Origin of the sequence: Pseudomonas sp. SL4(2022) (assembly GCF_026625725.1) — a bacterium.
Lineage (GTDB): Bacteria > Pseudomonadota > Gammaproteobacteria > Pseudomonadales > Pseudomonadaceae > Aquipseudomonas.
Map to the genome: position 1 here is coordinate 3,753,488 of NZ_CP113060.1, position 25,570 is coordinate 3,779,057.

23 protein-coding genes and 2 pseudogenes are annotated in these 25,570 nt (G+C 57.9%); 20 read left to right on the forward strand and 5 right to left on the reverse strand.

Going from position 1 to position 25,570, the window contains the following annotated elements; all coding sequences use genetic code 11:
* Positions 1-15: 15 nt before the first annotated feature.
* From OU997_RS17765 to OU997_RS17775, 3 genes are read right to left on the reverse strand one after another with little or no spacing between them, the layout of a single operon-like run.
* Complete coding sequence (locus OU997_RS17765; RefSeq protein ID WP_108488194.1) at positions 16-1,002, reverse strand: alpha-L-glutamate ligase-like protein; 987 nt, start codon at positions 1,000-1,002, stop codon at positions 16-18.
* Between the two features lie 4 nt (positions 1,003-1,006).
* Complete coding sequence (locus tag OU997_RS17770) at positions 1,007-2,533, reverse strand: inactive transglutaminase family protein (RefSeq protein WP_108488193.1); 1,527 nt, start codon at positions 2,531-2,533, stop codon at positions 1,007-1,009.
* Positions 2,534-2,538: 5 nt separating this feature from the next.
* Positions 2,539-3,075, reverse strand: coding sequence for an ATP-dependent zinc protease (locus tag OU997_RS17775; protein WP_108488192.1), 537 nt, complete (start codon positions 3,073-3,075; stop codon positions 2,539-2,541).
* A 301-nt stretch (positions 3,076-3,376) separates the two neighbouring features.
* On the opposite strand from OU997_RS17775, the gene OU997_RS17780 reads away from it, so the two are divergent.
* From OU997_RS17780 to prpF, 5 genes are all read left to right on the forward strand, one after another.
* Complete coding sequence (locus OU997_RS17780; protein WP_267807840.1) at positions 3,377-4,114, forward strand: GntR family transcriptional regulator; 738 nt, start codon at positions 3,377-3,379, stop codon at positions 4,112-4,114.
* Positions 4,111-4,995, forward strand: coding sequence for a methylisocitrate lyase (gene prpB, locus OU997_RS17785; RefSeq protein WP_108488190.1), 885 nt, complete (start codon positions 4,111-4,113; stop codon positions 4,993-4,995). Before OU997_RS17780 ends, prpB begins: the two co-directional genes overlap by 4 nt.
* A 31-nt stretch (positions 4,996-5,026) precedes the next feature.
* Positions 5,027-6,187: a bifunctional 2-methylcitrate synthase/citrate synthase gene (prpC, locus tag OU997_RS17790; RefSeq protein WP_108488189.1), complete on the forward strand. Its 1,161-nt coding sequence runs from the start codon at positions 5,027-5,029 to the stop codon at positions 6,185-6,187.
* Positions 6,188-6,198: 11 nt separating this feature from the next.
* Entirely contained in the window at positions 6,199-8,808 is a 2,610-nt protein-coding gene (gene acnD / locus OU997_RS17795) for a Fe/S-dependent 2-methylisocitrate dehydratase AcnD (RefSeq protein ID WP_267809930.1), read from the forward strand.
* Between the two features lie 102 nt (positions 8,809-8,910).
* Positions 8,911-10,098 carry a 2-methylaconitate cis-trans isomerase PrpF gene (prpF, locus tag OU997_RS17800; protein ID WP_267807842.1) on the forward strand — a complete coding sequence of 396 codons (1,188 nt, stop codon included), beginning with the start codon at positions 8,911-8,913 and terminating at the stop codon, positions 10,096-10,098.
* Between the two features lie 67 nt (positions 10,099-10,165).
* Here prpF and ppsR read toward each other — a convergent pair whose 3' ends face one another.
* A complete protein-coding gene (gene ppsR / locus OU997_RS17805; RefSeq protein WP_108488182.1) occupies positions 10,166-10,984 on the reverse strand; it encodes a pyruvate, water dikinase regulatory protein in 819 nt (272 codons plus the stop codon).
* Between the two features lie 179 nt (positions 10,985-11,163).
* Here ppsR and ppsA point away from each other — a divergent pair, with 179 nt between their 5' ends.
* From ppsA to OU997_RS17865, 13 genes and pseudogenes are all read left to right on the forward strand, one after another.
* The gene (ppsA, locus tag OU997_RS17810; RefSeq protein WP_108488141.1) at positions 11,164-13,536 is read left to right on the forward strand and encodes a phosphoenolpyruvate synthase; all 2,373 of its coding nucleotides are present in this window, start codon (positions 11,164-11,166) and stop codon (positions 13,534-13,536) included.
* A 142-nt stretch (positions 13,537-13,678) separates the two neighbouring features.
* Positions 13,679-14,686, forward strand: coding sequence for an alpha/beta fold hydrolase (locus OU997_RS17815; protein ID WP_267807843.1), 1,008 nt, complete (start codon positions 13,679-13,681; stop codon positions 14,684-14,686).
* Positions 14,687-14,792: 106 nt separating this feature from the next.
* Entirely contained in the window at positions 14,793-15,281 is a 489-nt protein-coding gene (rraA, locus tag OU997_RS17820; RefSeq protein WP_108488143.1) for a ribonuclease E activity regulator RraA, read from the forward strand.
* 20 nt (positions 15,282-15,301) lie between these two features.
* Positions 15,302-16,297 carry a zinc transporter ZntB gene (locus OU997_RS17825; RefSeq protein WP_108488144.1) on the forward strand — a complete coding sequence of 332 codons (996 nt, stop codon included), beginning with the start codon at positions 15,302-15,304 and terminating at the stop codon, positions 16,295-16,297.
* Positions 16,298-16,351: 54 nt separating this feature from the next.
* Positions 16,352-16,597, forward strand: a complete 246-nt coding sequence (locus tag OU997_RS17830) for a CrfX protein (protein ID WP_108488145.1) — start codon at positions 16,352-16,354, stop codon at positions 16,595-16,597.
* 2 nt (positions 16,598-16,599) lie between these two features.
* Positions 16,600-17,415, forward strand: a complete 816-nt coding sequence (locus OU997_RS17835) for a mechanosensitive ion channel family protein (protein WP_108488146.1) — start codon at positions 16,600-16,602, stop codon at positions 17,413-17,415.
* An 87-nt stretch (positions 17,416-17,502) separates the two neighbouring features.
* Positions 17,503-18,093, forward strand: a complete 591-nt coding sequence (gene sigX, locus OU997_RS17840; protein ID WP_108488147.1) for an RNA polymerase sigma factor SigX — start codon at positions 17,503-17,505, stop codon at positions 18,091-18,093.
* Positions 18,094-18,199: 106 nt separating this feature from the next.
* Positions 18,200-19,168, forward strand: a complete 969-nt coding sequence (locus OU997_RS17845) for an OmpA family protein (RefSeq protein WP_108488148.1) — start codon at positions 18,200-18,202, stop codon at positions 19,166-19,168.
* Between the two features lie 180 nt (positions 19,169-19,348).
* Positions 19,349-20,455, forward strand: a pseudogene (locus tag OU997_RS21095) (MCP four helix bundle domain-containing protein); the annotation flags it as partial.
* Between the two features lie 264 nt (positions 20,456-20,719).
* A pseudogene (locus OU997_RS21100) lies at positions 20,720-21,310 on the forward strand (methyl-accepting chemotaxis protein); the annotation flags it as partial.
* Between the two features lie 241 nt (positions 21,311-21,551).
* Complete coding sequence (brnQ, locus tag OU997_RS17855) at positions 21,552-22,865, forward strand: branched-chain amino acid transport system II carrier protein (RefSeq protein ID WP_108488183.1); 1,314 nt, start codon at positions 21,552-21,554, stop codon at positions 22,863-22,865.
* Positions 22,866-22,965: 100 nt separating this feature from the next.
* Complete coding sequence (locus tag OU997_RS17860) at positions 22,966-23,700, forward strand: DUF599 domain-containing protein (protein WP_108488150.1); 735 nt, start codon at positions 22,966-22,968, stop codon at positions 23,698-23,700.
* Positions 23,697-24,089, forward strand: coding sequence for an MAPEG family protein (locus OU997_RS17865; RefSeq protein ID WP_108488151.1), 393 nt, complete (start codon positions 23,697-23,699; stop codon positions 24,087-24,089). The genes OU997_RS17860 and OU997_RS17865 overlap by 4 nt, the downstream gene beginning before the upstream one ends.
* Before the next feature lie 62 nt (positions 24,090-24,151).
* Here OU997_RS17865 and OU997_RS17870 read toward each other — a convergent pair whose 3' ends face one another.
* Positions 24,152-24,442: a hypothetical protein gene (locus OU997_RS17870; RefSeq protein WP_108488152.1), complete on the reverse strand. Its 291-nt coding sequence runs from the start codon at positions 24,440-24,442 to the stop codon at positions 24,152-24,154.
* 188 nt (positions 24,443-24,630) lie between these two features.
* Between OU997_RS17870 and OU997_RS17875 the strand changes: the two genes are divergently transcribed.
* The gene (locus OU997_RS17875) at positions 24,631-25,095 is read left to right on the forward strand and encodes a PaaI family thioesterase (protein WP_108488153.1); all 465 of its coding nucleotides are present in this window, start codon (positions 24,631-24,633) and stop codon (positions 25,093-25,095) included.
* Positions 25,092-25,538: a PaaI family thioesterase gene (locus OU997_RS17880; protein WP_108488154.1), complete on the forward strand. Its 447-nt coding sequence runs from the start codon at positions 25,092-25,094 to the stop codon at positions 25,536-25,538. The genes OU997_RS17875 and OU997_RS17880 overlap by 4 nt, the downstream gene beginning before the upstream one ends.
* The last annotated feature ends 32 nt before the right edge of the window (positions 25,539-25,570 follow it).

Consider the following 25,570-nt stretch of genomic DNA (forward strand, 5'->3'; position numbering starts at 1 on the left):
TGGCGTACCAGAGACTTATATCTGGGCGATTGATACGTGACCGAAAAGCTCTTGCGAGAAACGTACACGCTCCTCGGCTGTTTCCACGATGCCTTTCTTGGCCAACTCGGCCAGGCGCGCTTCGACAGCGTGGGCGCGGTGGGTGAGGCCGCAGTCGTTGGCGATCTGGATGTTCAGGCCGGGGCGGGCGTTGAGTTCGAGAATCAACGGCCCCTTGTCCTGATCCAGCACCATGTCCACGCCGATATAGCCCAGGCCGCACAGCTCATAGCAGCCGGCGGCGAGTGTCATGAAGCCATCCCAGTTTGGCAGTTGTACGCCGTCCACCGCATTGGTGGTGTCCGGGTGCTTGCTGATCTTGTTGTTCAACCAGGTGCCGCGCAGGGTCACGCCGGTGGCCAGATCCACACCCACGCCGATGGCGCCCTGGTGCAGGTTGGCTTTACCGCCGGATTGGCGGGTGGGCAGGCGCAGCATGGCCATGACTGGGTAGCCCATCAGTACGATGATGCGGATGTCCGGCACGCCTTCATAGCTGATGCTTTTGAAGATTTGGTCCGGGGTGACGCGGTATTCGATGAGGGCACGATCACGGTGGCCGCCGAGGGAGTAGAGGCCGGTGAGGATGCTGGAGATCTGATGCTCGATCTCCTCATGGCTGATGATCTTGCCCGAGACGGTTTTATACTTCTCCTCGAAGCGATCCGCGATCACCAGAATGCCGTCACCGCCAGCGCCTTGCGCTGGCTTGACCACGAAATCCGGACGGTCGCCGATGATCGTGCGCAGGTTGTCGATGCCTTTTTCGGTGTCGATGATGCCGTACATCTCCGGCACATCGATACCGGCTTCGATGGCGCGCATCTTGGTGATGATCTTGTCATCCACAATCGGGTACAGGTGCCGTTTGTTGTATTTCAGCACGTAGTCCGCATTGCGCCGGTTGATGCCCATGATGCCTTTGGCTTCAAGGGCTTTCCACGTCTTGATCAGACCGAACATGGCATTAGTCCTTGAGGAAGGCTTTGAAGCGGAACAGTTCGGTCAGGCGGTAGCCGCGGTAGCGACCCATTGCCAGCATGAAGCCCACCAGAATCATCAGCACGGCCGGGAAGGTGAACACGAAGTAGTTCAGTTCCGGCACGCTCATCAGCAGGTGCGCGAGGGTGGCGGCGAACAGTGTCCCGATGGCGACTTTGAAGGCATGGCCACCGCCACGTTCTTCCCAGGTAATCGACAGGCGTTCGATGGTCATGGTCAGAATCACCATTGGGAACAGCGCGACCGACAGGCCGCGCTCCAGGCCGAGTTTATGGCTGAACAGGCTGATCACAGCAATCAGCACCACCACGAAGGTCAGGACCACCGACAGTCGCGGCAGCATCTGTAATTTCAGGTGTTCAAGGTAGGAACGCAGTGACAGGCCAAGCGCGGTAATCACGGTAAACAGCACGATGCCGAAGCCCAGCTGTGTCTCGCGGAAGGCCAGGGCGATCAGTACCGGGGTGAAGGTGCCGAGTGTCTGCAAACCGCCGAGGTTACGCAGGATCAGGATCACCAGCACGCCAATCGGAATCATCACCATGATCATGAAGGTTTGCTGGGTCTGCAGTGGCAGGCCGTACAAACTGTATTCAAGGAAGTCGGCGTCGGTGTTTTCGTCTGTCAGCTTGGCCAGACGGATGGCGTTCATCTCGCTGTTGTTCAGGCTGAAGCTGACCTGTGCCTGCTTGCCACCTTCCAGGCTGACCAGGTTGTCATCGCCGATCCACCAGACCAGGCGGTCAGCTGGCAGACCCTGCTCGCCGCTTTCTGGGTTGAAGTACAGCCATTTCTCGCCGTTGAAGCTGCGCAGCCACAATTCCGGGCTCTGCTGGATTTCGGCAGCCAGGCGAATGGTGTGCACACGCTCCATCGGCACGTGGGCGATGGACAGCAGCAGTTCGATGACTTTGGCTTTGTTCGGAGTCGACGCATCGCCGCTCAGCAGCAGTTTGACGTTGTCGTCATTGCTGTTGTTAACGCGCTTGATGGTTTCGCTGATAAAGGTCTCGACGTCCGCAGAGTGCTGGCGGATCGGCGCCAGAAGCGCTTCGGCAGCAATCTTCTCAACCCCCTCGACCGGAATACTGTCGCGGAAGATCGGCCCCTTAGCCTTGGCCTGTTCACCGCTGTAGCGCTTGGTCAGTACCAGGCGATAGTAGAGGGTTTGCTTGCCGCTGGCGCGCCGGGCGGACCAGGTGACTTTGCGGTTGCCATCGGCGCGGTTGATGCTCACACCGTAGTTGTTGGAGATAAAGCTCTCATTAAGGCTGACGTAATCCTGGGCCAGCGGCGGTACAAACATCTGCAGTTTGACCGGCTCGCGTGGGTTGGCCTGGAATTCGACCTTGGCGTCGATGTTCCACAGGTCGTCAGTCTCATCTTCAGTCATCGGGATGCCGAGGATAAAGATCTGATAAGCCGTAATCAGAACGCCCAGGCTCACGAGGAGTATGACCAGGACTTTCAGATGGAGGGTAAGAGAGCGCATGGGAATTACTCGCCAGGGTTTGCGTCAGGGGTGCAAGCAGGCTTGCCTGCTGCGTATTTAAGACTCGGGTCGACCAGGGCCGAAAAGCGCTTGAGTGCTTCTGAGCCTATCAACAACGGGTATTGGAATGCACTGCGGTCGGTCAAGTTCACTTCAATTGTGCGCAGACTATGGCCCATGCAGACATCCATCTCGATCACTGGGCGCGCCGTGTAGGTTTTTTCTTCCTCTGGATCATAGTCGCCTGCGCGCCGTTTGATCTTGCTGATCCGTGCCAGTGGGCGCTCGATCGGGCTGGTGTGGGCTTCGTCGATGGCCAGGTAGAAACGCACCCAGGTTTCCCCGTCGCGCTTGAAACGTTTGATGTCGCGGGCGCTGAGCGAGGCGGTCTTGGCACCAGTGTCGAGTTTGGCGGCCAGCTTCAGATCGAGGTCGAACAGGCGGACGTATTCATTAAGCCCATAGACTGTCTTTCCCGCGGCAAGACCCAGGCCGGGTACAACGAGCAGGCATAGCAACAGAAGGAAGGGCTTTAGTGTCATAAGTCCTGTGGCATGGTGTCTGGAAATAAAGAAAACATCCATGTGCCTGCCTGGCGATTGGCAGGTCTGCTTTGGGAGTCTAGCAGGCGCTCGAGAATTCCTCTTCGATCACCAGCCGGTGCGCATTCTAACATGGCATTTTTCAGTCCGGACAGGCGCTTATGGGCGTTTGTGCAAGTAAGGTCGCATTCTTGCGTGACTAAAGCCCCTGCAAACACTGTCGACAATTTCCTTTATTTGTTTGACAGGTATTGGCTCCTGGCGTAGTTTTTCGGCACTTAATTTGAATAGTGTCGACAATATGCTGGGTGCCACTGAGTCGCTTGAGACGTATCAGGAAGATTCTGAAACGCTTTCCGAACAGGTTTTTCGGCTTATTCAGGCGGCCATCGTCAAGGGCGAGATTGCCCCGGGCAGCAAGATTTCCGAGCCTGAACTGGCGCGTACCTATGGCATCAGTCGGGGGCCGCTGCGTGAGGCGATTCACCGCCTGGAAGGCCAGCGCCTGCTGGTGCGCATCCCCCATGTGGGTGCGCGTGTGGTGTCGCTTAGCCATGCCGAGTTGATCGAGCTCTATGAAATTCGCGAGTCCCTGGAGGGCATGGCCTGCCGTTTAGCCGCCGAGCGCATGACCCAGGCCGAGATCGACGAGTTACGCCAGGTGCTGGACCTGCATGAGCAGGACGCAGCCTTCAAGGCAGGCGTCGGCTACTACCAGCAGGAGGGCGATTTCGACTTCCATTACCGGATCATCCAGGGCAGCGGTAACAAGACCCTGACCCAGATGCTCTGTGGCGAGCTGTATCAGTTGGTGCGCATGTACCGCCTGCAGTTCTCTGCAACGCCCAATCGGCCGCGTCAGGCCTTTGCGGAACACCACCGTATTCTCGATGCCATCGCCGACCGAGACGGCGAGCTGGCCGAGTTGCTGATGCGTCGTCATATCGGTGCGTCAAAACGCAATATCGAGCGCCATTTCTCCAGCAGCATGGGGGTGAGCGCACACACCAAGACAGCCAAACCACGAGGTGAGTCATGAGTCAGCTTTCCCCCGGCCAGCGTTTCCGTCAGGCGCTTGCTACCGAGTCGCCCCTGCAGGTGATCGGTGCGATCAATGCCAACCATGCCTTGCTGGCCAAGCGCGCAGGTTTCAAGGCTATCTACCTGTCCGGTGGCGGTGTGGCCGCAGGCTCCCTTGGCTTGCCTGACCTGGGTATCAACACCCTGGATGACGTGCTCACCGATGTGCGTCGTATCACCGATGTCTGCGACCTGCCGCTGCTGGTGGACATCGACACCGGCTTTGGCCCGAGCGCGTTCAATATCGAGCGCACCATCAAGACCCTGATCAAGGCCGGCGCAGCTGCCGCGCATATCGAAGATCAGGTGGGTGCCAAGCGTTGTGGGCACCGTCCGGGCAAGGAGATCGTCTCCTGCGAGGAAATGGTCGACCGTGTGCGCGCTGCCGCCGATGCCAAAACTGATCCTGATTTCTTCCTGATTGCCCGTACCGACGCGATTCAGGCCGAGGGTGTGGATGCTGCCATCGAGCGCTGCCTGCGTTACGTGGAGGCCGGTGCCGACGGCATCTTTGCCGAAGCGGCCTATGACCTGCCGACCTACAAGCGCTTCGTCGATGCGCTGAATGTTCCGGTACTGGCCAACATCACCGAGTTCGGCGCCACACCGTTGTTCACCCGCGACGAACTGGCCTCGGTGGGCGTGGCCATTCAGCTCTACCCGCTGTCGGCCTTCCGCGCCGCCAACAAGGCCGCAGAAAGTGTCTACACCTCGATCCGCCAGAACGGCCACCAGAAAGACGTGATCGAGCTGATGCAGACCCGCGCCGAACTCTATGACCGCATCGGCTACCACGCCTTCGAGCAGAAACTCGACGCCCTGTTTGCCGCAAAAAAATAACAACGCACCAACCGGATTTGAGGAGATAAGCATGAGCGCAACCCCGGAAACCACCCCAGGCTTCAAGCCGAAGAAATCCGTGGCCCTCTCTGGCACTGCTGCCGGTAACACCGCCCTGTGCACCGTGGGCCGCACCGGTAACGACCTGCACTACCGTGGCTATGACGTGCTGGATTTTGCCAACCGCTGCGAGTTCGAGGAAATCGCCCACCTGCTGGTGCACGGCAAGCTGCCCAATGCCGCCGAACTGGCCGGCTACAAGGCCAAACTCAAGGCACTGCGGGGTTTGCCGGCGGCATTGAAGGTTGCGCTTGAACAATTGCCGCCGTCTGCTCACCCGATGGATGTGATGCGCACGGCTGTGTCGGTACTGGGTTGCGTGTCGCCAGAAAAGGACGACCACAACCACCCCGGCGCTCGTGACATTGCCGACAAGCTGATGGCTTCGCTGGGTTCTGCGCTGCTCTATTGGTACCACTTCAGCCACAACGGCAAGCGCATTGACGTGGAAACTGACGACGATTCCATCGGCGGGCATTTCCTCCATCTGCTGCATGGCGTGAAGCCTCGTGAATCCTGGGTGCGTGCCATGCACACCTCGCTCAACCTGTATGCCGAGCACGAGTTCAACGCCTCCACCTTTACCTCGCGGGTGATCGCCGGTACCGGCTCGGACATGTACAGCTGCATCGCCGGCGGTATTGGTGCGCTGCGTGGCCCGAAACATGGCGGTGCCAACGAAGTGGCCTTCGAGGTGCAGAAACGCTACGACACCCCGGACGAGGCCGAGGCCGATATCCGCGCGCGGGTCGAGAAGAAGGAAGTGGTGATCGGCTTTGGTCACCCGGTTTACACCGTGGCGGACCCGCGCAACAAGGTGATCAAGGAAGTGGCCCGCGAGCTGTCTATCGAGCAGGGCAATATGAAGATGTACGACATCGCCGAGCGTCTGGAAACCATCATGTGGGACATCAAGAAGATGTTCCCCAACCTTGATTGGTTCAGCGCCGTCAGCTACCACATGATGGGCGTGCCCACCGCCATGTTCACCCCGTTGTTCGTGATTGCGCGCACTTCCGGCTGGTCCAGCCATGTGATCGAGCAGCGCATCGACGGCAAGATCATTCGTCCGAGCGCCAACTACACAGGCCCTGAAGACCTGAAGTTTGTGCCGCTCAAGGACCGCACATAATGAGCAGCCCAGTGAACACTCAATACCGCAAACCGCTGGCCGGCACGTCGCTGGATTATTTCGATACCCGCGAGGCGGTCGATGCCATCACCCCGGGTGCCTACGCCAAGCTGCCGTACACCAGCCGCGTGCTGGCCGAGCAACTGGTGCGTCGCTGCGAACCTGCAGCACTGGCTGATGCGCTCAAGCAGCTGATTGACCGCAAGCAAGATCTGGATTTTCCCTGGTACCCGGCGCGGGTGGTGTGTCACGACATTCTCGGCCAGACCGCGCTGGTCGACCTGGCTGGCTTGCGTGATGCCATCGCCGAGCAAGGGGGCGACCCGGCCAAGGTCAACCCAGTGGTGCCGACCCAACTGATCGTCGACCACTCCCTGGCTGTGGAATTCGCCGGCTTTGACCCGGATGCGTTCGAGAAGAACCGCGCCGTGGAAGAGCGCCGCAACGAGGACCGCTTCCACTTTATCGAGTGGACCAAGACAGCGTTCAAGAACGTCGACGTGATCCCGGCCGGCAACGGCATCATGCACCAGATCAACCTGGAGAAAATGAGCCCGGTGATCCAGGCGCGTGGCGGTATTGCGTTCCCGGACACCTGTGTAGGCACCGACTCGCACACCCCGCACGTCGATGCCCTGGGCGTGATCGCCATTGGTGTTGGCGGCCTGGAAGCTGAGACGGTGATGCTCGGTTTGCCGTCGATGATGCGCTTGCCCGACATTGTCGGCGTCGAGCTGACCGGCAAACGCCAGCCTGGGATCACCGCCACCGATATCGTCCTGGCGTTGACCGAGTTTTTGCGCCAGTCGCGGGTGGTCGGCGCCTGGGTCGAGTTCTTCGGCGAAGGCGCAGGCAGCCTGTCCATCGGTGACCGTGCAACCATCTCCAATATGTGCCCGGAGTACGGCGCAACGGCGGCGATGTTCTACATCGACCAGCAGACCATCGACTACCTCAAGCTTACCGGGCGTGAGCCGGAGCAGGTGACGCTGGTCGAGCACTACGCCAAAACCACCGGCCTGTGGGCTGATGCCCTGGTCAGTGCTGAATATGAGCGCGTGCTGAGCTTCGACCTGTCGATCGTGGTGCGCAACATGGCCGGCCCGAGCAACCCGCACAAGCGCCTGCCGACCTCGGCGCTGCACGAGCGTGGCATTGCCGATGAGGCCAAGTTGGCCGCTGGCAAGCTGGAGGAGGGGGAGGGCCTGATGCCGGATGGCGCGGTGATCATCGCCGCCATCACCAGCTGCACCAACACCTCCAACCCGCGCAACGTGGTGGCGGCCGGCCTGCTGGCGAAAAAAGCCAACCAGCTCGGCCTGCTGCGCAAGCCCTGGGTCAAGACGTCCTTCGCGCCGGGTTCGAAAGTCGCCAAGTTGTACCTGGAAGAGGCTGGCCTGCTGAGTGAGCTGGAACAGCTGGGTTTTGGCATCGTCGCCTACGCCTGCACCACCTGTAACGGCATGTCCGGTGCACTGGATCCGGTGATCCAGCAAGAAATCATCGACCGTGACTTGTATGCCACTGCCGTGCTGTCCGGTAACCGCAACTTTGACGGCCGCATCCACCCATATGCCAAGCAGGCGTTTCTGGCTTCGCCGCCGCTTGTAGTGGCTTACGCCATTGCCGGTACCGTGCGTTTTGACATTGAGCAGGATGTGCTCGGTCATGACCAAAACGGCAATCCGATCACCCTCAAAGACCTGTGGCCGAGCGACGAAGAGATCGACGCCATCGTCGCCTCCTCGGTGAAGCCTGAGCAATTCCGGCAGATCTATATCCCGATGTTCGATTTGGGCACTGTCACCGAGGCCGAAAGCCCGTTGTACGACTGGCGACCGATGAGCACCTACATCCGTCGCCCGCCTTACTGGGAAGGGGCGCTGGCCGGTGAGCGTACGCTCAAGGGCATGCTGCCGCTGGCGATCCTGCCGGACAACATCACCACCGATCACCTGTCGCCGTCCAACGCCATCCTGCTGGATTCGGCGGCCGGTGAGTACCTGCACAAAATGGGCTTGCCGGAAGAGGACTTCAACTCCTACGCCACCCACCGCGGTGACCACCTGACCGCGCAGCGCGCCACCTTCGCCAACCCGCAGTTGGTCAACGAAATGGCCGTGGTTGACGGTGTGGTGAAGAAGGGTTCGCTGGCCCGCGTCGAGCCGCAAGGTCAGGTGATGCGCATGTGGGAGGCCATCGAAACCTACATGAACCGCAAGCAGAACCTGATCATCGTCGCCGGTGCCGATTACGGCCAGGGCAGCTCGCGTGACTGGGCGGCCAAGGGCGTGCGCCTGGCGGGTGTGGAAGTAATCGCGGCAGAAGGGTTCGAGCGTATTCACCGCACCAACCTGGTGGGCATGGGCGTGCTGCCGGTCGAGTTCAAGCCGGGTACTACCCGCCTGACCCTCGGCCTCGACGGCACCGAGAGTTATGACATCCAGGGCGATGTGTCGCCACGCTGTGACCTGACCCTGGTGGTCAATCGCCGCAATGGTGAAGTGGTCAAGGTGCCAGTGACCTGTCGTTTGGACACTGCAGCCGAAGTGCACGTGTACAAGGCCGGTGGCGTTCTGCAGCGTTTCGCTCAGGACTTCCTCGAAGGCGCCGTCGCCTGATTCCGTAGGGTGGATGGCGCTTTTCCATCCACCGCTTTCACGCACCGAAGGTGAAGCGTGATCCACCCTACGGCACTTTCACTCTTCAGCCAGGACCAAACCATGGCTCATCCATCCCAGATTAGAATCCCTGCCACCTATATGCGTGGCGGTACCAGTAAGGGCGTGTTCTTCCGCCTGCAGGACCTGCCGCAAAGCTGCCAGGTTCCAGGCGCAGCGCGCGACAAGTTGTTTATGCGTGTGATCGGCAGCCCCGATCCCTATGCCGCGCAGATTGACGGCATGGGCGGCGCGACGTCCTCGACCTCCAAATGCGTAATCCTCTCGAAAAGCAGTCAACCGGAGCACGACGTCGACTACCTCTATGGCCAGGTTTCGATTGATAAGGCCTTCGTCGACTGGAGCGGTAACTGCGGCAACCTGTCTACCGGTGCTGGGGCTTTTGCCATTCATGCCGGTCTGTTGGACCCTGCGCGCATCCCGGAAAACGGTGTGTGCGTGGTGCGGATCTGGCAGGCGAATATCCAGAAAACCATCATTGCCCATGTGCCGGTCAGTAATGGCCAGGTGCAGGAAACCGGCGACTTCGAACTGGATGGTGTCACCTTTCCGGCCGCCGAGATCGTGCTGGAGTTCCTCGATCCGTCTGACGACGGCGAGGAGGGTGGCTCGATGTTCCCTACCGGCAACCTGGTGGACGACCTGGACGTGCCGGGTGTCGGCACCTTCAAGGCAACCCTGATCACTGCGGGCATTCCGACCGTGTTCGTCAATGCCGAGGACATCGGTTATCAGGGCACTGAACTGCGCGAGCAGATCAACGGCGACCCTGAGCAGCTGGCGCGTTTCGAGAAAATCCGTGTGGCGGGGGCGTTGCGCATGGGGCTGATCAAAACGGCGGATGAGGCACTGACCCGCCAGCACACGCCGAAAATCGCCTTTGTTGCTAAACCCAAGGATTACCTGTCTTCCAGTGGCAAAACGGTGCCTGCGGGCGAGATCGATCTGCTGGTGCGTGCGCTGTCTATGGGCAAGCTGCACCACGCCATGATGGGTACCTGCGCGGTGGCCATCGGCACCGCAGCGGCAATTCCCGGTACCTTGGTCAATCTGGCAGCGGGCGGCGGTGCGCGGGAGGCCGTGCGTTTTGGCCATCCATCCGGCACTTTACGCGTGGGTGCGCAGGCGGCGCTGGTCGATGGTCAGTGGACAGTAACCAAGGCGATCATGAGTCGCAGCGCACGAATCTTGATGGAAGGTTGGGTGCGTGTGCCGGGCGATATTTGGTAATGTTTAAACGTGAGAAAAGGCTCGAAGAGTTCGAGTCTTTTCTTTTAGCTTCAATGAGTTGTGCGAGTTACTTGAGGCGGCGCTCAACACCTTTTTCCACCAAGATCTTCGCGGAGATCTCTTCAACGGAGAAATAGGTGGAGTTGATAAAGTTGATGTTCTCGCGGCGGAACAGGTTTTCCACCTCGCGCACTTCGAACTCGCACTGTGCGAAGCTGGCGTAGCGGCTGTTGGGTTTGCGTTCGTGGCGAATGGCGGTTAGGCGATCCGGGTCGATGGTCAGGCCGAACAGCTTGTCCTTGTGCTTTCTCAGCACGTCTGGCAACTGCAAGCGCTCCATGTCGTCTTCGGTCAACGGGTAATTGGCGGCACGAATGCCGTATTGCATGGCCATATACAGGCAGGTGGGCGTTTTACCGCAGCGCGAGACGCCAACCAGAATCAGATCGGCCTTGTCGTAGTAATGGGTGCGCGCGCCATCGTCATTGTCGAGTGCGAAGTTCACTGCCTCGATACGCTCCATGTAGTTGGAGTTGTGGCCGATGGAATGGGACTTGCCGACCGAGTACGAGGAGTGCGACGTCAGCTCCTGTTCGAGCGGGGCGAGAAAGGTCGAGAAGATGTCGATCATGAACCCTTCTGATTCGGCCAGAATGTCGCGGATGTCCTGGTTGACGATGGTGTCGAAGATGATCGGGCGAGAGCCGTCTTTCTCGGCTGCGTTGTTGATTTGTTGTACCATTGCGCGCGCTTTTTCCACACTGTCGATGTAGGGACGCGTGAGTTTGGTGAAATCGATGGTTTCAAACTGTGCCAACAGACTCTGGCCCAGGGTTTCGGCAGTAATGCCGGTGCCATCGGAGATAAAGAAAGCGGTTCGTTTCATTTGCGCCATGGGCCTTAAGCTGAGGACGAATCTTGGCTATCATAGGCCCGCCTTTGCAGGGCCGATCTGGTCTGCATTGTTACTTATTTTCCAGGGCCAGGCCACAATCGTGCCGGCATGTTGCCGCCGAACTTTCCCAGCCCCTTGAGCTTTTCCAACACCTTAGTGGAGAGATCACCTTGGTAGAGTACGTAGTTTCCCTCGATAAGCTCGGCAATCATGATGTTGAGCACGTAGGGGGCAAGAACGCCTCCCTGGGCGAGATGATCAGCAACCTGGCCGGTGCTGGTGTATCGGTGCCCGGTGGTTTCGCCACTACGGCTCAGGCCTACCGAGACTTTCTCGAGCAGAGCGGGCTGAACGCACAGATTCATGCAGCCCTCGACGCCCTTGATGTTGATGACGTCAACGCGCTGGCCAAAACCGGTGCGCAGATCCGTCAGTGGGTGATGGACGCTGCTTTCCCCGAAGAATTGAACGCCCAGATCCGCACCGCCTTCGCCGAAATGGCTGGCGGTAACGACAATATGGCCGTTGCCGTGCGTTCCTCGGCCACCGCCGAAGACCTGCCAGATGCATCATTTGCTGGCCAGCAGGAAACCTTCCTGAACATTCGCGGCGTGGACAACGTGATCCGTGCTGCAAAGGAAGTGTTTGCCTCGCTGTTCAACGATCGCGCCATCGCCTACCGCGTACACCAGGGCTTTGACCACAAACTGGTCGCCCTGTCTGCTGGCGTGCAGCGCATGGTGCGTTCGGAAACCGGCACTGCCGGTGTGATGTTCACTCTGGACACCGAGTCGGGCTTCCGTGATGTGGTGTTTATCACCGGCGCTTACGGCCTCGGCGAAACCGTGGTGCAGGGTGCGGTCAACCCCGACGAGTTCTACGTACACAAGCAGACGCTGGAAGCCGGTCGCCCAGCGATTCTACGCCGCAATTTGGGCAGCAAAGCGATCAAGATGATCTACGGCGATGAAGCCAAGGCCGGAAAATCGGTCAAGGTGGTCGACGTAGATCGCGCCGAACGTGCACGCTTCTGCCTGACGGATGCCGAAGTCAGCGAGCTGGCCAAGCAGGCGATGATCATCGAGAAGCACTACGGCCGTCCGATGGATATCGAGTGGGCCAAGGACGGTGATGACGGCAAGCTATACATCGTGCAAGCCCGCCCGGAAACGGTGAAAAGTCGTTCCAGCGTCAATGTCATGGAGCGTTATCTGCTGAAGGAAACTGGCACTGTGCTGGTTGAAGGCCGCGCCATTGGACAGAAGATCGGCGCGGGTAAGGTGCGGGTGATTCACGATGTATCGGAAATGGACAAGGTCCAGCCTGGCGACGTGCTGGTCTCCGACATGACCGATCCGGATTGGGAGCCGGTGATGAAACGCGCCAGCGCCATCGTCACCAACCGTGGCGGGCGTACCTGCCATGCGGCGATCATCGCCCGTGAACTGGGTATTCCGGCGGTAGTGGGTTGTGGCAACGCTACCCAGGTGCTCAAAGACGGTATGGGGGTGACGGTTTCCTGTGCCGAAGGCGACACCGGCTTTATCTTCGAGGGCGAGCTGGGTTTCGATATTCGCAAGAACTCGGTCGATGCCATGCCTGAGCTGCCGTTCAAAATCATGATGAACGTCGGCAATCCTGACCGCGCCTTCGACTTCGCCCAGCTGCCGAACGAAGGCGTAGGTCTTGCGCGCCTGGAGTTCATCATCAACCGCATGATTGGCGTGCACCCGAAAGCGCTGCTGAACTATGCCGGCCTGCCACCGGAGATCAAGGACAGCGTCGAGAAGCGTATCGCCGGTTACGATGACCCGGTCAACTTCTACGTCGAGAAGCTGGTTGAGGGCATCAGTACCCTGGCTGCGGCGTTCTGGCCGAAGAAGGTCATCGTGCGTCTGTCGGACTTCAAGTCCAACGAATACGCTAACCTGATCGGCGGCAAACTCTACGAGCCGGAAGAAGAGAACCCGATGCTCGGCTTCCGTGGCGCGTCGCGTTACATCAGTGAATCGTTCCGCGACTGTTTCGAGCTCGAGTGCCGCGCGCTGAAGAAAGTGCGCAATGAGATGGGGCTGACCAACGTCGAAATCATGGTGCCGTTCGTGCGCACCCTCGGCGAGGCCTCGCAAGTGGTTGAGCTGTTGGCGAAGAATGGCTTGGCGCGCGGTCAGGATGGTCTCAAGGTCATCATGATGTGCGAACTGCCGTCCAACGCTATTCTGGCTGAGGAATTCCTGGAGTTCTTCGATGGCTTCTCCATCGGTTCCAATGACCTGACCCAGCTGACCCTGGGCCTGGATCGTGACTCCGGCATCGTCGCGCACCTGTTCGATGAGCGTAATCCGGCGGTTAAGAAGTTGCTGAGCAATGCTATTCAGGCTTGTAACAAGGCGGGCAAGTACATCGGCATCTGCGGTCAGGGGCCTTCTGATCATCCAGATCTGGCACGTTGGCTGATGGAGCAGGGGATTGAGAGTGTGTCACTGAACCCGGATTCGGTCCTCGATACTTGGTTCTTCCTGGCCGAAGGCCAGTCGACCTGATCGCCCGCTGACATCTTGATCCAAGGGCGGGTTTATCCTGCCCTTTTTTGTGCCAGCACATTCCTGTGCTTCACTCCCGGGGCCGCCTGATGCGGCATGAATGAAGTTTTCCCGGTAATGGGTTGTACCAGAGCGAACATAGATGCAAAGCAGCAGTGAGCTTTTTCCCGTCGCCTTGATCAGCGCGGAGTTTCGAGGAGACCTGAGTGAGGACGTTTATCGCCTCAAGCCAGGTAATAGTCCGGACAGCAGTGTCGAGTTGGCCCTGACGCGCCTTGGGCGTGCTGGGCATGAGCAGGCGCGCGGTGTTCCGGTGCTCCTTATTCCCGGTAGTTTTTCCAATCGCCGCTTCTGGTATTCGCCCAAGTGCATTGGCCTGGGGCCGTTTCTGGCGCGCGCCGGTTTTGATGTTTGGATAGCTGAAATGCGTGGTCATGGTCTTTCGCCGCGCAACCGCGACTATGAGCGCAATACGGTCAGTGATTATGTGCGCTATGACCTGCCGGCGATCGCTGATTTTGTCTATGAACAGAATCCGCAGAAAGCCCACTGGCTGGGTCATTCGTTGGGTGGAATTATTCTTGCGGGTGGTCTTGGCGGGCATCATCTGGATGAGACTAAAGTGGCTTCCTGTGTGCTATTTGGTAGTCAGGTTAGCCGGATCTACTGGCCGCTAAAGATTCCGCCGGTGGAGTGGGGGGGGCGTTTTCTGCTCAAGCGCTTTTCGCTTGTTTCTGGTCCTCGCTTCAAGCGCGGTCCGGAGGATGAGCCGATTGGCTTGGCTGTCGAGAGCTTGCGCTGGCATGGCTTATTTGGTCGCTTTGGTGATGCAGAGTGTGATTGGTGGGCGGGGTTGGCAGATGTGCGCGTACCGGTTATGGCAGTTGCAGCATTAGGCGATAAACAAGATCCGGCTTGGGCTTGTGAAAAGCTGCTCAAGCAGTTTGGTTCGCCGTTGAGCGAGTTCCTTTGTCTGGGCAAGAAGCATGGTTTCAGCGGTGATTTCGGCCATGTAGAAATGCTCGTCAGCAAAGAGGCGCAGCGTGAGGTGTGGCCGCTGGTTGAACAATGGCTGCGCAAAAGCCCGCAGGTGGCTGCTGAGCTTGAGCGCGCCGAGCTAGAGCGAGAGAAAGCCGTTCCAGCTGAGTAAGCTTGCGGCTAGTATCGCGTTTTGGCGTCACGTCTGTGGCGGCGGCAATAAGATGATTTCGAGTGGACTGCCGGCGACATATTTATTTCATCCAAGGAGCTTTTCCATGCACTACATCACCCCTGATCTGTGTGACGCCTACCCTGAGCTGGTTCAAGTGGTTGAGCCGATGTTTAGCAACTTTGGTGGTCGTGATTCGTTTGGTGGTGAGATCGTCACCATCAAGTGCTTTGAGGACAACTCGCTGGTCAAGGAGCAGGTCGAGCAGCCCGGCAAGGGCAAGGTGATGGTGGTGGACGGCGGTGCTTCCATGAGGCGCGCACTGTTGGGCGATATGCTCGCCGAAAAGGCTGCGAAGAACGGCTGGGAAGGTATCGTGGTGTATGGCTGCGTGCGTGATGTCGACGTCCTGGCACAGACCGATCTGGGTATCCAGGCTCTGGCCAGTCACCCGATGAAGACGGACAAGCGTGGTATTGGTGATCTCAATGTCGCGGTGACCTTTGGCGGTGTGACCTTTCGTCCGGGCGAGTTTATCTATGCCGACAACAATGGCGTGATCATCTCGCCCTCTGCGCTGCAGATGCCGGAGTAGGGCGCTTGCAGGAAACTGTTATGCACGAAGGTGACAACGCGCAATGGGGCCTGGTGCACGCCTTTGTCCTTAATGGTCAGGGCGGTGCCCGCAGCATTGCCCGGCAGGAGTTGCACGGTCTGCTCTTGGGCGAGCAGGAAAGCCTCTGGCTGCATTGGGATCGTAGTCACCCGCAGACGCAGACTTGGTTGCGTGCCGACAGTGGCCTGAGCGCTTTTGCCTGCGACCTGCTACTTGAAGAGAATACTCGTCCGCGCCTGCTGGCGTTGCCTGAGCAGCAATTGTTGCTGTTTCTGCGTGGACTGAACCTCAATCCCGGGGCGGAGCCTGAGGACATGGTCTCGGTGCGCATCTTTGCCGATGCGCAGCGCGCGATCTCCCTGCGGTTACGGCCTCTGCACGCAACCGAAGCCTTGATTGAGGACCTGCTGGCGGGTCGGGGGCCGAAAACCTCGGCTGAGCTGATTTTGCGCCTGGCGCATTACCTGACCGACAAGGTCGAACTGCTGGTCGGCGAGTTGTCCGAGCAGGTCGACGATCAGGAGGAGCGCGCCGATGCGCTGGAGAGTCAGGCCCCTGATCATGCTGCGCTGCTGCAAATCCGCCGCCGTGCCGCCAGCTTACGGCGTTTTCTGTCGCCACAGCGGGATATCTATGGGCAGCTCACGGCCAGTGCTCAGGCCTGGCTGGTCGGTGCCGATAGCAGCTACTGGAACGAGCTGAATAACCGCCTGACGCGCTACCTTGAAGAGCTGGAATTGAGCCGTGAGCGGGTCAATCTGCTGCTTGAGGCGGAAAATCGGCGGATGGATGAGCGGATGAACCACACCATGTACCGCTTCGGCATCATCACCGGGATTTTCCTGCCGATGAGTTTTCTCACCGGACTGCTCGGTATCAATGTCGGCGGTATCCCAGGCTCGGAAAGCCCCCATGGGTTTCTCCTGGCGTGTTCGCTGATGGCCGCCGTGGCGCTGGTGCAGTGGCTGCTGTTTCGTCGCTTGCGCTGGATCTGATGTGACTCGCCCGGTACTCGTCTCGTCTAGCCGACACATCCTGTGAGGTGCGCCATGCACGATCCCTTTGAAGAATCACTGCGCGACTTGCTCAAGTCGCCCACCTCGAGTCATGACGATGACGCCTGTCTGCATCGTGTGCTGAAAACCGCCAACCGCCAGGTCGGTGCAGGTGATCTGTTTGCCCTGATGGGACACTGGGCCGGCGCCTTGATGCTCGCGCTGAACAACGGTTCGGCGCATGTAGCGCCGGTCTCGCGTCGTAAAACCACCGAATCAACTGTTAATAAGGCTGACTGAGCATGGAATTTACTCAAGTTCTGGTTGACGCGATGGCCAGCGTTTGGACCCCGATTGCCGCCTTTATCCCGCGTCTGTTTGGCGCCATGGTGGTGGTACTGCTGGGTTTTGTGGTGGCCAAGTTCCTCGACACGCTGCTGTCGAAGTTGCTCGGCAAGATCGGCCTGGATCGCCTGATGGCAGGTACTGGCTTGACCAAGCTGCTGAGCCGTGCCGGCATTCAGGTGCCGGTATCGACCCTGATCGGCAAGATCGTCTACTGGTTTGTACTGTTGATCTTCCTGGTTACGGCCGCCGAGTCTCTTGGTCTGGAGCGGGTTTCCGCGACGCTTGATGTACTGGCCTTGTACCTGCCTAAAGTCTTTGGTGCAGCCTTGGTGCTGCTCGCTGGCGTGCTGCTGGCGCAACTGGTAAGCGGCTTGGTACGCGGCGCTGCAGAAGGTGTTGGGCTGGACTATGCGAGCGGGCTGGGTCGCGTGGCTCAGGGGCTGGTGATCATCATCAGCATCTCGGTGGCTATCGGTCAGCTTGAGGTGAAAACCGATCTGCTCAACAACGTGATCGCCATTGTGCTGATCTCGGTGGGCCTGGCGGTCGCCCTGGCGCTGGGGTTGGGCAGTCGGGATATTGCTAGCCAGATACTGGCAGGTATTTATGTGCGCGAGTTGTATGAGGTTGGGCAACAAGTGCAGGTCGGTGCGGTCGAAGGGCAGATCGAGGAAATTGGCACGGTTAAAACCACGTTGCTGACGGACGCTGGCGAGCTGGTCTCAGTGGCCAACCGTACTTTGCTTGAGCAGCAGGTCAGCAGCCGCTAAGGCTAATCCCTGCTATTGTATGCGGCCAATCCGCAGCCCTGTTTAGGGCTGCGCTGGCTTTTGTCCTGACTGTCGGCCCGACTCGTTTTGAATAAAGCCCATTCTGTGTCTCTACGCTACGACCCTCGCGAACTCTCGGATGAAGAGTTGGTGGCGCGTGCGCATGAGGAGTTATTCCACATAACCCGCGCCTACGAAGAGCTGATGCGTCGCTATCAGCGCACCTTGTTCAATGTCTGTGCGCGATATTTGGGTAATGAGCGTGACGCCGACGATGTCTGTCAGGAAGTTATGCTCAAGGTCTTATATGGTTTGAAGAACTTTGAGGGGAAATCGAAGTTCAAAACCTGGCTGTACAGCATTACGTATAACGAATGTATTACCCAATATCGCAAAGAGCGGCGTAAACGTCGTCTCATTGACGCCCTGAGTCTGGATCCGCTTGAAGAGGCGTCCGAGGAAAAGGCCCCAAAGCCTGAAGAAAAGGGCGGTCTTGACCGTTGGTTGGTATATGTCAACCCCATTGATCGGGAAATCTTGGTGCTGCGTTTTGTCGCAGAGCTGGAGTTTCAGGAGATTGCCGACATTATGCATATGGGGCTGAGTGCCACGAAAATGCGCTACAAGCGAGCGCTTGATCGTCTGCGTGATAAATTTTCTGACACTGCCGAAACTTAGTTGGCAGATAGGCGTCTTAACTAGCGGTTAATTCTGGTAGAATTGCCGGCTGAGTTGTCTTGCGTCCGTCAGACAACTTACTGACCACCAAGATAGGGATTCTGTAATGAAACTGAAAAACACTCTAGGCGCTGTAATTGGCTCGCTGCTGGCCACCTCTTCGCTGAGCGCTCTTGCTCAGGGACAAGGCGCTGTAGAAGTGGAGGGTTTTGCCAAGAAGGAAATCTTCGACAGCGCCCGTGACTTCAAAAACAATGGCAATCTGTTCGGCGGTAGCATTGGCTATTACCTGACTGACGACGTTGAACTGCGTCTGAGCTATGACGAAGTGCACAACGCACGTGGTGAAGACGGCCGCAATATCAAAGGCTCCAACACCGCACTGGATGCGCTGTACCACTTCAACAATGCTGGCGATGCACTGCGTCCTTACGTTTCTGCCGGGTTCTCCGACCAGAGCATTGGCCAGACTGATCGTAACGGCCGTAACGGTTCGACCTTCGCTAACGTAGGCGGCGGTGCCAAGTACTTTTTCACTGACAATTTCTACGCCCGTGCTGGTGTTGAAGCTCAGTACAACATTGATCAGGGCGATACCGAGTGGGCTCCAAGCGTGGGTATCGGTATGAACTTCGGTGGCGGCAGCAAGCCTGCGCCTGTTGTTGCTCCAGCTCCTGAGCCGACTCCAGAGCCGGTTGCAGCTGCTGAAGAGCCGCTGGAGCTGGTTCGTGTTGAGCTGGACGTGAAGTTCGACTTCGACAAAGCCCAGGTCAAGCCGGAAAGCTATGGCGACATTAAAAACCTGGCTGACTTCATGAAACAGTACCCACAGACCACCACCGTGGTTGAAGGTCACACTGACTCCAAAGGCAGTGACGCTTACAACCAGAAGCTGTCCGAGCGTCGTGCCAGCGCTGTTCGTGATGTACTGGTCAACCAGTACGGCGTAGAAGCTTCTCGCGTCAACGCTGCTGGCTACGGTGAGTCCCGCCCGGTTGCCGACAACGCTACCGACGCTGGTCGTGCTGTGAACCGTCGCGTAGAAGCTGAAGTAGAAGCTCAGATCAAGCAGTAAGCGATCTGGTTGCACAAAAAACCCGGCTTTGGCCGGGTTTTTTTATGTCAGGTGTAATGTGGCATCGGTTGATGCTGCTTCGCATGTACGTAAATTGGCCTGAAAACCCCTGCGATATCTGGCTGCTATAGTCGTTCAAGCGGCTTGCTCAAGTCGAGTTTGCAGCTAGGGGAGGCTTCTATGCGCTGGTTTGCCAATCTGCGGATTGCTTACAAAATCGCCATCGTGCCAGTAGTGCTGTGCTTGCTACTTGTGATCTTGGGCATCGTCTCGTTGTTCTCACTGCAAAATATTGCTGATCGGGCTGAAGTTGTGACGCGAGACTTGGGGCCTAGCATTGAGCGCGTTGCCCAAGTCAGTGACAGCATGGCGCACTTGCAGCTTTCCGTGAGCCATTATGCACGCAGTGGCGACACGGAGGCTGAGTCGCTAATCGCAACGTTGGATCAGCAGCTGGGGCAGGCGCTTCAGGAAGCGACTCGTCGGCTGACTAATCCTGAGCAACAGCGTCTGTTGGCGTCTATCGCCGCGCTGCATGTGCAATACAGTGAGCTTTTCCGTGATCGGCTCGTACCGTTGAGCCAGCAGCGGCAGGTGTTGATCAGTGGCCAGCTAAGCGAGCACGGACCGGCTATTGAACAGGCATTGTCGGCCGTACTGACTAATGCTCAGCAGAGTTTCAATCTGGACGCAGTGTTCTATGCCAGTGCGGCGATGCGTCATCTGTTGCTGGGGAGTCAGTATCTTTACCAGTTCCTGCAGGAAAATCAGGACGCTCAGGTTGCTGCTTTCACTCGTGAACTGGAGAGTGCGCAAAGCATGATTGGGGTCTTGCGGGACCGCAGTAGCAGTGAACGATTGATCGCACAGTTGACCCAGGCACTGGAGAGTCTTGAGCGCTACAAAACCGCAGCCGCCAATGTGGTAGAACTGGTCAAGCAGCGTAATGAGGCCTTGGCGCAGATGGATCGTATCGATCCACAAATTGCCGATCTGGCCAAGCGTTTACAGCAGCATCTGATGGTGGATATGCAGGATGCTGCCAAGGTCACTGACCATGCCGTCAAGCAAGTCAATCAGCTGCTTTGGGCGTTGCTGGTTGCCGCGCTGATTTTGGGTGGGGCGCTTGCTTACGGCGTAAGTCATGCTCTGGTACGTGGGCTGCGGCAGATTAATCTGATGCTGCAAGATATGGCCGAAGGAGAGGGCGACCTGACCAAGCGTTTGCCGATCCACGGCCAAGATGACCTCGGCTTATTGGCCAGTAGTTTTAATACATTTGTCGAGAAAATCCGCCAGACCGTTGCCGAAGTTGCGCATGCAACCCATACCCTTGAACGTGCAGGCGAAAATTTGCAGCAGTCGGCGCAACGTGCACATCAGAATGTCGAACAGCAACGCGGTGAAAGTGCTCAGATTGCTTCTGCCATGTCTCAGATGGCTGCCAGCGCTCAGGCAGTGGCCGGCAGTGCGGCGCAGGGGCAGCAACTGTCAGGCGATACTCATGAGGATGCCCAGGCGGGGCTGCGTTGTGTCGAGAGCAATCGCCAGGCAATGCAGACACTTACCGATAAGTTTTCGCGTCTGTCTGAAGTGATTGAAAGCCTAAGCACTGACAGTGAGCGTATCGGCTCGGTATTGGCAGTCATCGGGTCGATTGCCGAGCAGACTAACCTGTTGGCACTCAACGCAGCCATTGAAGCTGCCCGTGCAGGTGACCAGGGAAGAGGCTTTGCTGTGGTTGCCGATGAGGTGCGTAACCTGGCGCGCCGAACACAAAGTTCGACTGAGGAAATTCAGGAAATCATTCAGACCCTGCAACGGCGTAGTCAGGCGTCCATCACTGTGATGGCTGAAAGTCGTCAGGCGGTAGCGCTGGCACACGACAGTGCTGAGCAAACCAGCGGTTCGCTGCTGCGTATTACTGAAGCGGTGTCGGCCATCGATCAGAGTATTCAACAGCTGGTGGCTGCTGCTGCCGAGCAGGCGAACGTATCGGAAGGCATCGGGGCCGGATTGGTTCGAGCCAATCAGATCAATGAAAGTACGTTTGCCACCGTCGAACAGACTCGGGCTGCAGCACAGAGTATTCGTGAGCTTGAGCAGCAGTTGAATCGTCTCATCGAACACTTTCATGTGTGAGTCGTCAGTGAGTCTCGATGAAATTATAGAAATGCGACATGCACGCTCTGTGGTTCGACGCCTCGACCAGCATGAGTCGTCGGCGCGGCGGCGTTGCATTATCGTGCGCCCCCTGTCGGCGCGGCCTCACAAGGGTCAGGTGCGCTGACGTGTGTGGCCCGTAACCCCGCAGCCATCCTGTCCTGATCATGAGTCGGGAAAATCGGCACTTCTCTGACTTCCTGTTTTGGTACTGCTCTTAATGAAAGCGTTGCAACGACTTGACCTTGTAGCCCTCGGCTTTATGACTTTTGCGCTGTTTCTTGGCGCAGGCAACATCATCTTTCCACCTAGTGCTGGCTTGGCTGCGGGTGAAAATATAGGCCCAGCAGCGCTGGGATTTCTGCTTACAGGCGTTGGCTTGCCCCTGCTCACTATTGTCGCCTTGGCCCGTGTCGGTGGCGGTATGGCGTTGCTCACTGCGCCGCTGGGTAAACGGGCCGGACTGCTGTTCGCGGTCGCGGTGTACCTGGCCATCGGCCCGTTGTTTGCGACCCCACGAACGGCTGTGGTGTCGTTCGAAATGGGTGTGGTGCCCTTCAGTGGCGCCAGCAGCACGGCTTTGCTGATTTACACATTGGCCTATTTTGCTGCTGTACTGTTCCTCTCTCTGAATCCTGGGCAGTTGGTTGATCGCATCGGTAAATACATTACCCCTGTACTGCTGGCTGCGCTTTTGGTCCTGGGAGGTGCTGCGCTGTTAGTACCTGCGGGGCCAATCGGTCAAGTGGCGCCGGATTACCAGCGTGCGCCGTTTGTGCAGGGCTTTCTGCAGGGCTACCTGACCATGGATACCCTCGGTGCGCTGGTGTTCGGCATTGTGATTGCCACCGCTATTCGGGATCGCGGTATCACCGACGGCAAGCTGATTACCCGTTACTCGGTGATTGCGGGTTTGATCGCTGCCGTGGGGCTGTCGCTGGTTTACCTCGCGCTGTTTTACCTCGGTGCGACCAGTCAGGGCATTGCTGGCGAGGCGCAGAATGGTGTGCAGATTCTCACCGCTTATGTGCAGCACACCTTTGGCACAGCAGGCAGTCTGCTGCTGGCAGTGGTCATTACTCTGGCATGCCTGACCACCGCAGTGGGTCTGCTGACCGCCTGCGGCGAGTTTTTCAGCAGCCTGTTGCCGGTGTCTTATCGTGCGGTGGTGATCGCTTTCGGGTTGTTCAGCCTGCTGGTTGCGAATCAGGGGCTGACCCAGTTGATCAGTTTCTCGATTCCGGTGCTGGTTGGTCTGTACCCGCTGGCCATCGTGTTGGTGGCGTTGAGCCTGATGGATGGTCTGTGGTGTTCGTCGGCACGGGTTTTCCGTCCGGTGATGGCTGTCACCCTGGTTTTTGGCTTGGTCGATGGCCTTGCCGCTGCGGGTGGCAAGGCTTTCATTCCAGCGTTCTTCAGTGCTTTGCCGCTTGCGGACCAGAGTCTAGGCTGGCTGATTCCGGTTTTGCTGACCCTGGTATTGGCTGTTGTACTGGATCGTGTCCTGGGCGTTGCAAAACCCGCTGCAGCCTGATGGCTGTTATTTACATCAGGCCGCTCACTGAGCGGCCTTTTTGTTGGCCAGCTGAAAGCCTGGGCTGTCTATAATCGGCGCAGTTCAACAAGGAGTTAGCATGCCGATCAGCGACTATTACCTGCCACATTTGCTTGCTGTGCTCTGGTTCGTGATCTGTTGGGCCGGCTATACCCGATATGCCCAGGTCAAGGGGGGCACAACCCCCTGTCTGGCCAGTGTGCTGCACCTGTATCGTGAAGATTGGATGCGCCGCATGTTGCTTCGCGATAACCGTATCGCTGATGCCAATGTGATCGGCAACCTGGAGCGAAACGCCTCATTCTTTGCATCCAGCACGCTGATCATTCTTGCCGGTATCCTCACGGTGCTTGGCGCTTCTGATCGGGCGGTATCCCTATTGGCTGATTTGCCCTTTGTTCAGGCGGCCAGTCGCGAAGTCTCGGAGGTCAAGCTGTTGTGTCTGGGGGTGGTATTCGTCTATGCCTTCTTCACCTTCAGCTGGTGTATGCGCCAATACAACTTTGCCGCTGTACTGGTGGGCTCGGCACCGATGATCGGTGAGCGGCATGTCACTGAGCAGGAGCGCAAAGCCTTTGCCGAACGCACCGCGAGGGTCATATCGATGGCCGCCAACCAGTTTAACCAGGGGCTGCGCGCCTATTACTTCGGCATGGCGACTTTGTCCTGGTTCATCAATCCCTGGTTTTTCATGCTGGTGACTGCCGGTGTCGTGCTGGTGCTATACCACCGCGAGTTTCACTCGGATGTGCTAGAGGTGATGGTCTATACCCAGACGCCGACATTCGATCCGCCCAAGGAGAAAAGCGAATGAGCCTGCCATTTTGGTGCATCTTTATCAGTGCGATCCTGATCTTCGTCGCCAAGGCCCCGGTGGCCAGGGCCATGGCCAAAGAGGGTGGTGGCCGCTACGACAATCGCTATCCCCGTGATCAGCAGGCGCGCCTGAGCGGATTTGGTGCGCGTGCACTGGCGGCGCATATGAACAGCTTTGAGGCCTTTCCGTTGTTTACCGCTGGCGTGCTGATGGCTCATGTCACCAATAATCACGGCATTTTGGTTGACGTGTTGGCGGTGACCTTTGTCGTGGCGCGGGTGCTGTATCTGATTTTCTACTGGGCTGATCTGCACTGGCAGCGCAGTATGGTCTGGGTGGTGGGGCTGCTGTGCAGCCTGCTGCTGATGCTCACTCCGGTACTTTAATCGCCAATGGTTAAGCAAGCAGGCCCGCATTACGCGGGCCTGCTGGTTTTCAGGTGAATGGTTTATTGGCCTTCTACGGCGTCCTTGATTTCATCGCCGGCATCTTTGATGGCCTTGGAAGCGTCATCGGCCGCGTCTTCGATTTTCTCGCCAGTGGTTGGCTCATTACCGGTTACTTGATTGGTTTTTTGCTCAATGGCTTCGCCAGTCTTCTCAACAGCGTCGCCCATGGATTCGATGGCTTCAGCTGCGGACTCCTTGGCCGACTCTACTTTGTCTTCCGGCGTTTTTTCGCAGGCCGCCAGGCCGAGCATGGCGGCGAGAAGCAGGGCATAGGTGAATGGCTTTTGCACAATAAATACTCCTGATAAGGGGTGAGCAATGTCTGGTTCTCCAGGCATAGCCATTAAACAGCGTAAGATCGCCGAAGTTCCGCGTCTTTTACATGTGTTTTCAGGTGAGATGGGGCTCTTAGGGTGAAGCAGGTTTCATCAAGGAGTATCATGCTCGCCTTTCGTATGGTTGCTTCGGAACTGAAATCATGAGCGAGTCCCCCATTGTTGAGCGGGCACAGCGGTTTTTATCAGTGCTGCGTCATTGCCAATTACTGGGCATGCGCGTGCACCGCGCAGAACCCCAGGGGTTGATCCTGTGTTTGCCTTACAGCCCCCAGATTGTTGGCAATCCGGAGACCGGAGTGATTCACGGCGGCGCCATCACTACTCTGATGGACACCACTTGCGGTATTTCAACCGTGTGCGTGCTGCCTGAGTTCGAAATCTGCCCGACCCTGGATCTGCGCATCGACTACATGCGCCCGGCTGAGCCGAACAAGGATGTATTCGGTTTTGCCGAGTGCTATCGGGTGACCGAGAACATCATCTTCACCCGCGGCTATGCCTATCAGGACAATCCCGATGAGCCGATTGCCCATGTGGTGGGTGCCTTCATGCGTATGGGCAAACCGGCTGATCTACAACGTGCGGCTAAAGGAGCTGGTCAATGAGCACCCTGAACCTCAACCAGTTGGTGCGTGAAGCCCACGAACAGAACAATTACGACAAGCTAATCAGCCTGATTCCCTATGCCAGGCTAATCGGCATCGAGTGTTTACGCCTGGGCGATGACATGGTGTTTCGTCTGCCAGCCAACCAGGACAATATCGGTAATCCGACCTTGCCGGCTCTGCATGGCGGAGTGATCGCCGGGTTTATGGAACACTCGGCCATGCTTCACTTGCTGATGTTCATGGGCATTCCACATTTACCTAAAATCATCGACTTCTCGATAGATTACCTACGCGCCGGCCATTATCGTGACACCTTTGTACAGTGCCAGGTCTGGCGGCAGGGCCGCCGCGTGGCCAATGTGGCTATCACGGCCTGGCAGACCAACCAGACCGAGCCGATTGCCACGGCACGTGCACACTTCAAGGTAGATGAGCCCTGAGTGCGGCACTGGCCGCTTGCCGAACCCTTGCT

Bases quoted from the DNA above. Each gene is read 5' to 3' on its own strand.
- OU997_RS17880 (WP_108488154.1), top strand. From the start codon at position 25,092: ATGAGCACCCTGAACCTCAACCAGTTGGTGCGTGAAGCCCACGAACAG.
- OU997_RS17830 (WP_108488145.1), top strand. From the start codon at position 16,352: ATGCACGATCCCTTTGAAGAATCACTGCGCGACTTGCTCAAGTCGCCC.
- OU997_RS17815 (WP_267807843.1), top strand. From the start codon at position 13,679: ATGCAAAGCAGCAGTGAGCTTTTTCCCGTCGCCTTGATCAGCGCGGAG.
- OU997_RS17875 (WP_108488153.1), top strand. From the start codon at position 24,631: ATGAGCGAGTCCCCCATTGTTGAGCGGGCACAGCGGTTTTTATCAGTG.
- OU997_RS17835 (WP_108488146.1), top strand. From the start codon at position 16,600: ATGGAATTTACTCAAGTTCTGGTTGACGCGATGGCCAGCGTTTGGACC.
- OU997_RS17780 (WP_267807840.1), top strand. From the start codon at position 3,377: ATGCTGGGTGCCACTGAGTCGCTTGAGACGTATCAGGAAGATTCTGAA.
- OU997_RS17825 (WP_108488144.1), top strand. From the start codon at position 15,302: ATGCACGAAGGTGACAACGCGCAATGGGGCCTGGTGCACGCCTTTGTC.
- prpF (WP_267807842.1), top strand. From the start codon at position 8,911: ATGGCTCATCCATCCCAGATTAGAATCCCTGCCACCTATATGCGTGGC.
- OU997_RS17865 (WP_108488151.1), top strand. From the start codon at position 23,697: ATGAGCCTGCCATTTTGGTGCATCTTTATCAGTGCGATCCTGATCTTC.
- OU997_RS17775 (WP_108488192.1), bottom strand. From the start codon at position 3,075: ATGACACTAAAGCCCTTCCTTCTGTTGCTATGCCTGCTCGTTGTACCC.
- OU997_RS17770 (WP_108488193.1), bottom strand. From the start codon at position 2,533: ATGCGCTCTCTTACCCTCCATCTGAAAGTCCTGGTCATACTCCTCGTG.
- OU997_RS17765 (WP_108488194.1), bottom strand. From the start codon at position 1,002: ATGTTCGGTCTGATCAAGACGTGGAAAGCCCTTGAAGCCAAAGGCATC.
- OU997_RS17860 (WP_108488150.1), top strand. From the start codon at position 22,966: ATGCCGATCAGCGACTATTACCTGCCACATTTGCTTGCTGTGCTCTGG.
- prpB (WP_108488190.1), top strand. From the start codon at position 4,111: ATGAGTCAGCTTTCCCCCGGCCAGCGTTTCCGTCAGGCGCTTGCTACC.
- brnQ (WP_108488183.1), top strand. From the start codon at position 21,552: ATGAAAGCGTTGCAACGACTTGACCTTGTAGCCCTCGGCTTTATGACT.
- ppsR (WP_108488182.1), bottom strand. From the start codon at position 10,984: ATGAAACGAACCGCTTTCTTTATCTCCGATGGCACCGGCATTACTGCC.
- prpC (WP_108488189.1), top strand. From the start codon at position 5,027: ATGAGCGCAACCCCGGAAACCACCCCAGGCTTCAAGCCGAAGAAATCC.
- OU997_RS17845 (WP_108488148.1), top strand. From the start codon at position 18,200: ATGAAACTGAAAAACACTCTAGGCGCTGTAATTGGCTCGCTGCTGGCC.
- rraA (WP_108488143.1), top strand. From the start codon at position 14,793: ATGCACTACATCACCCCTGATCTGTGTGACGCCTACCCTGAGCTGGTT.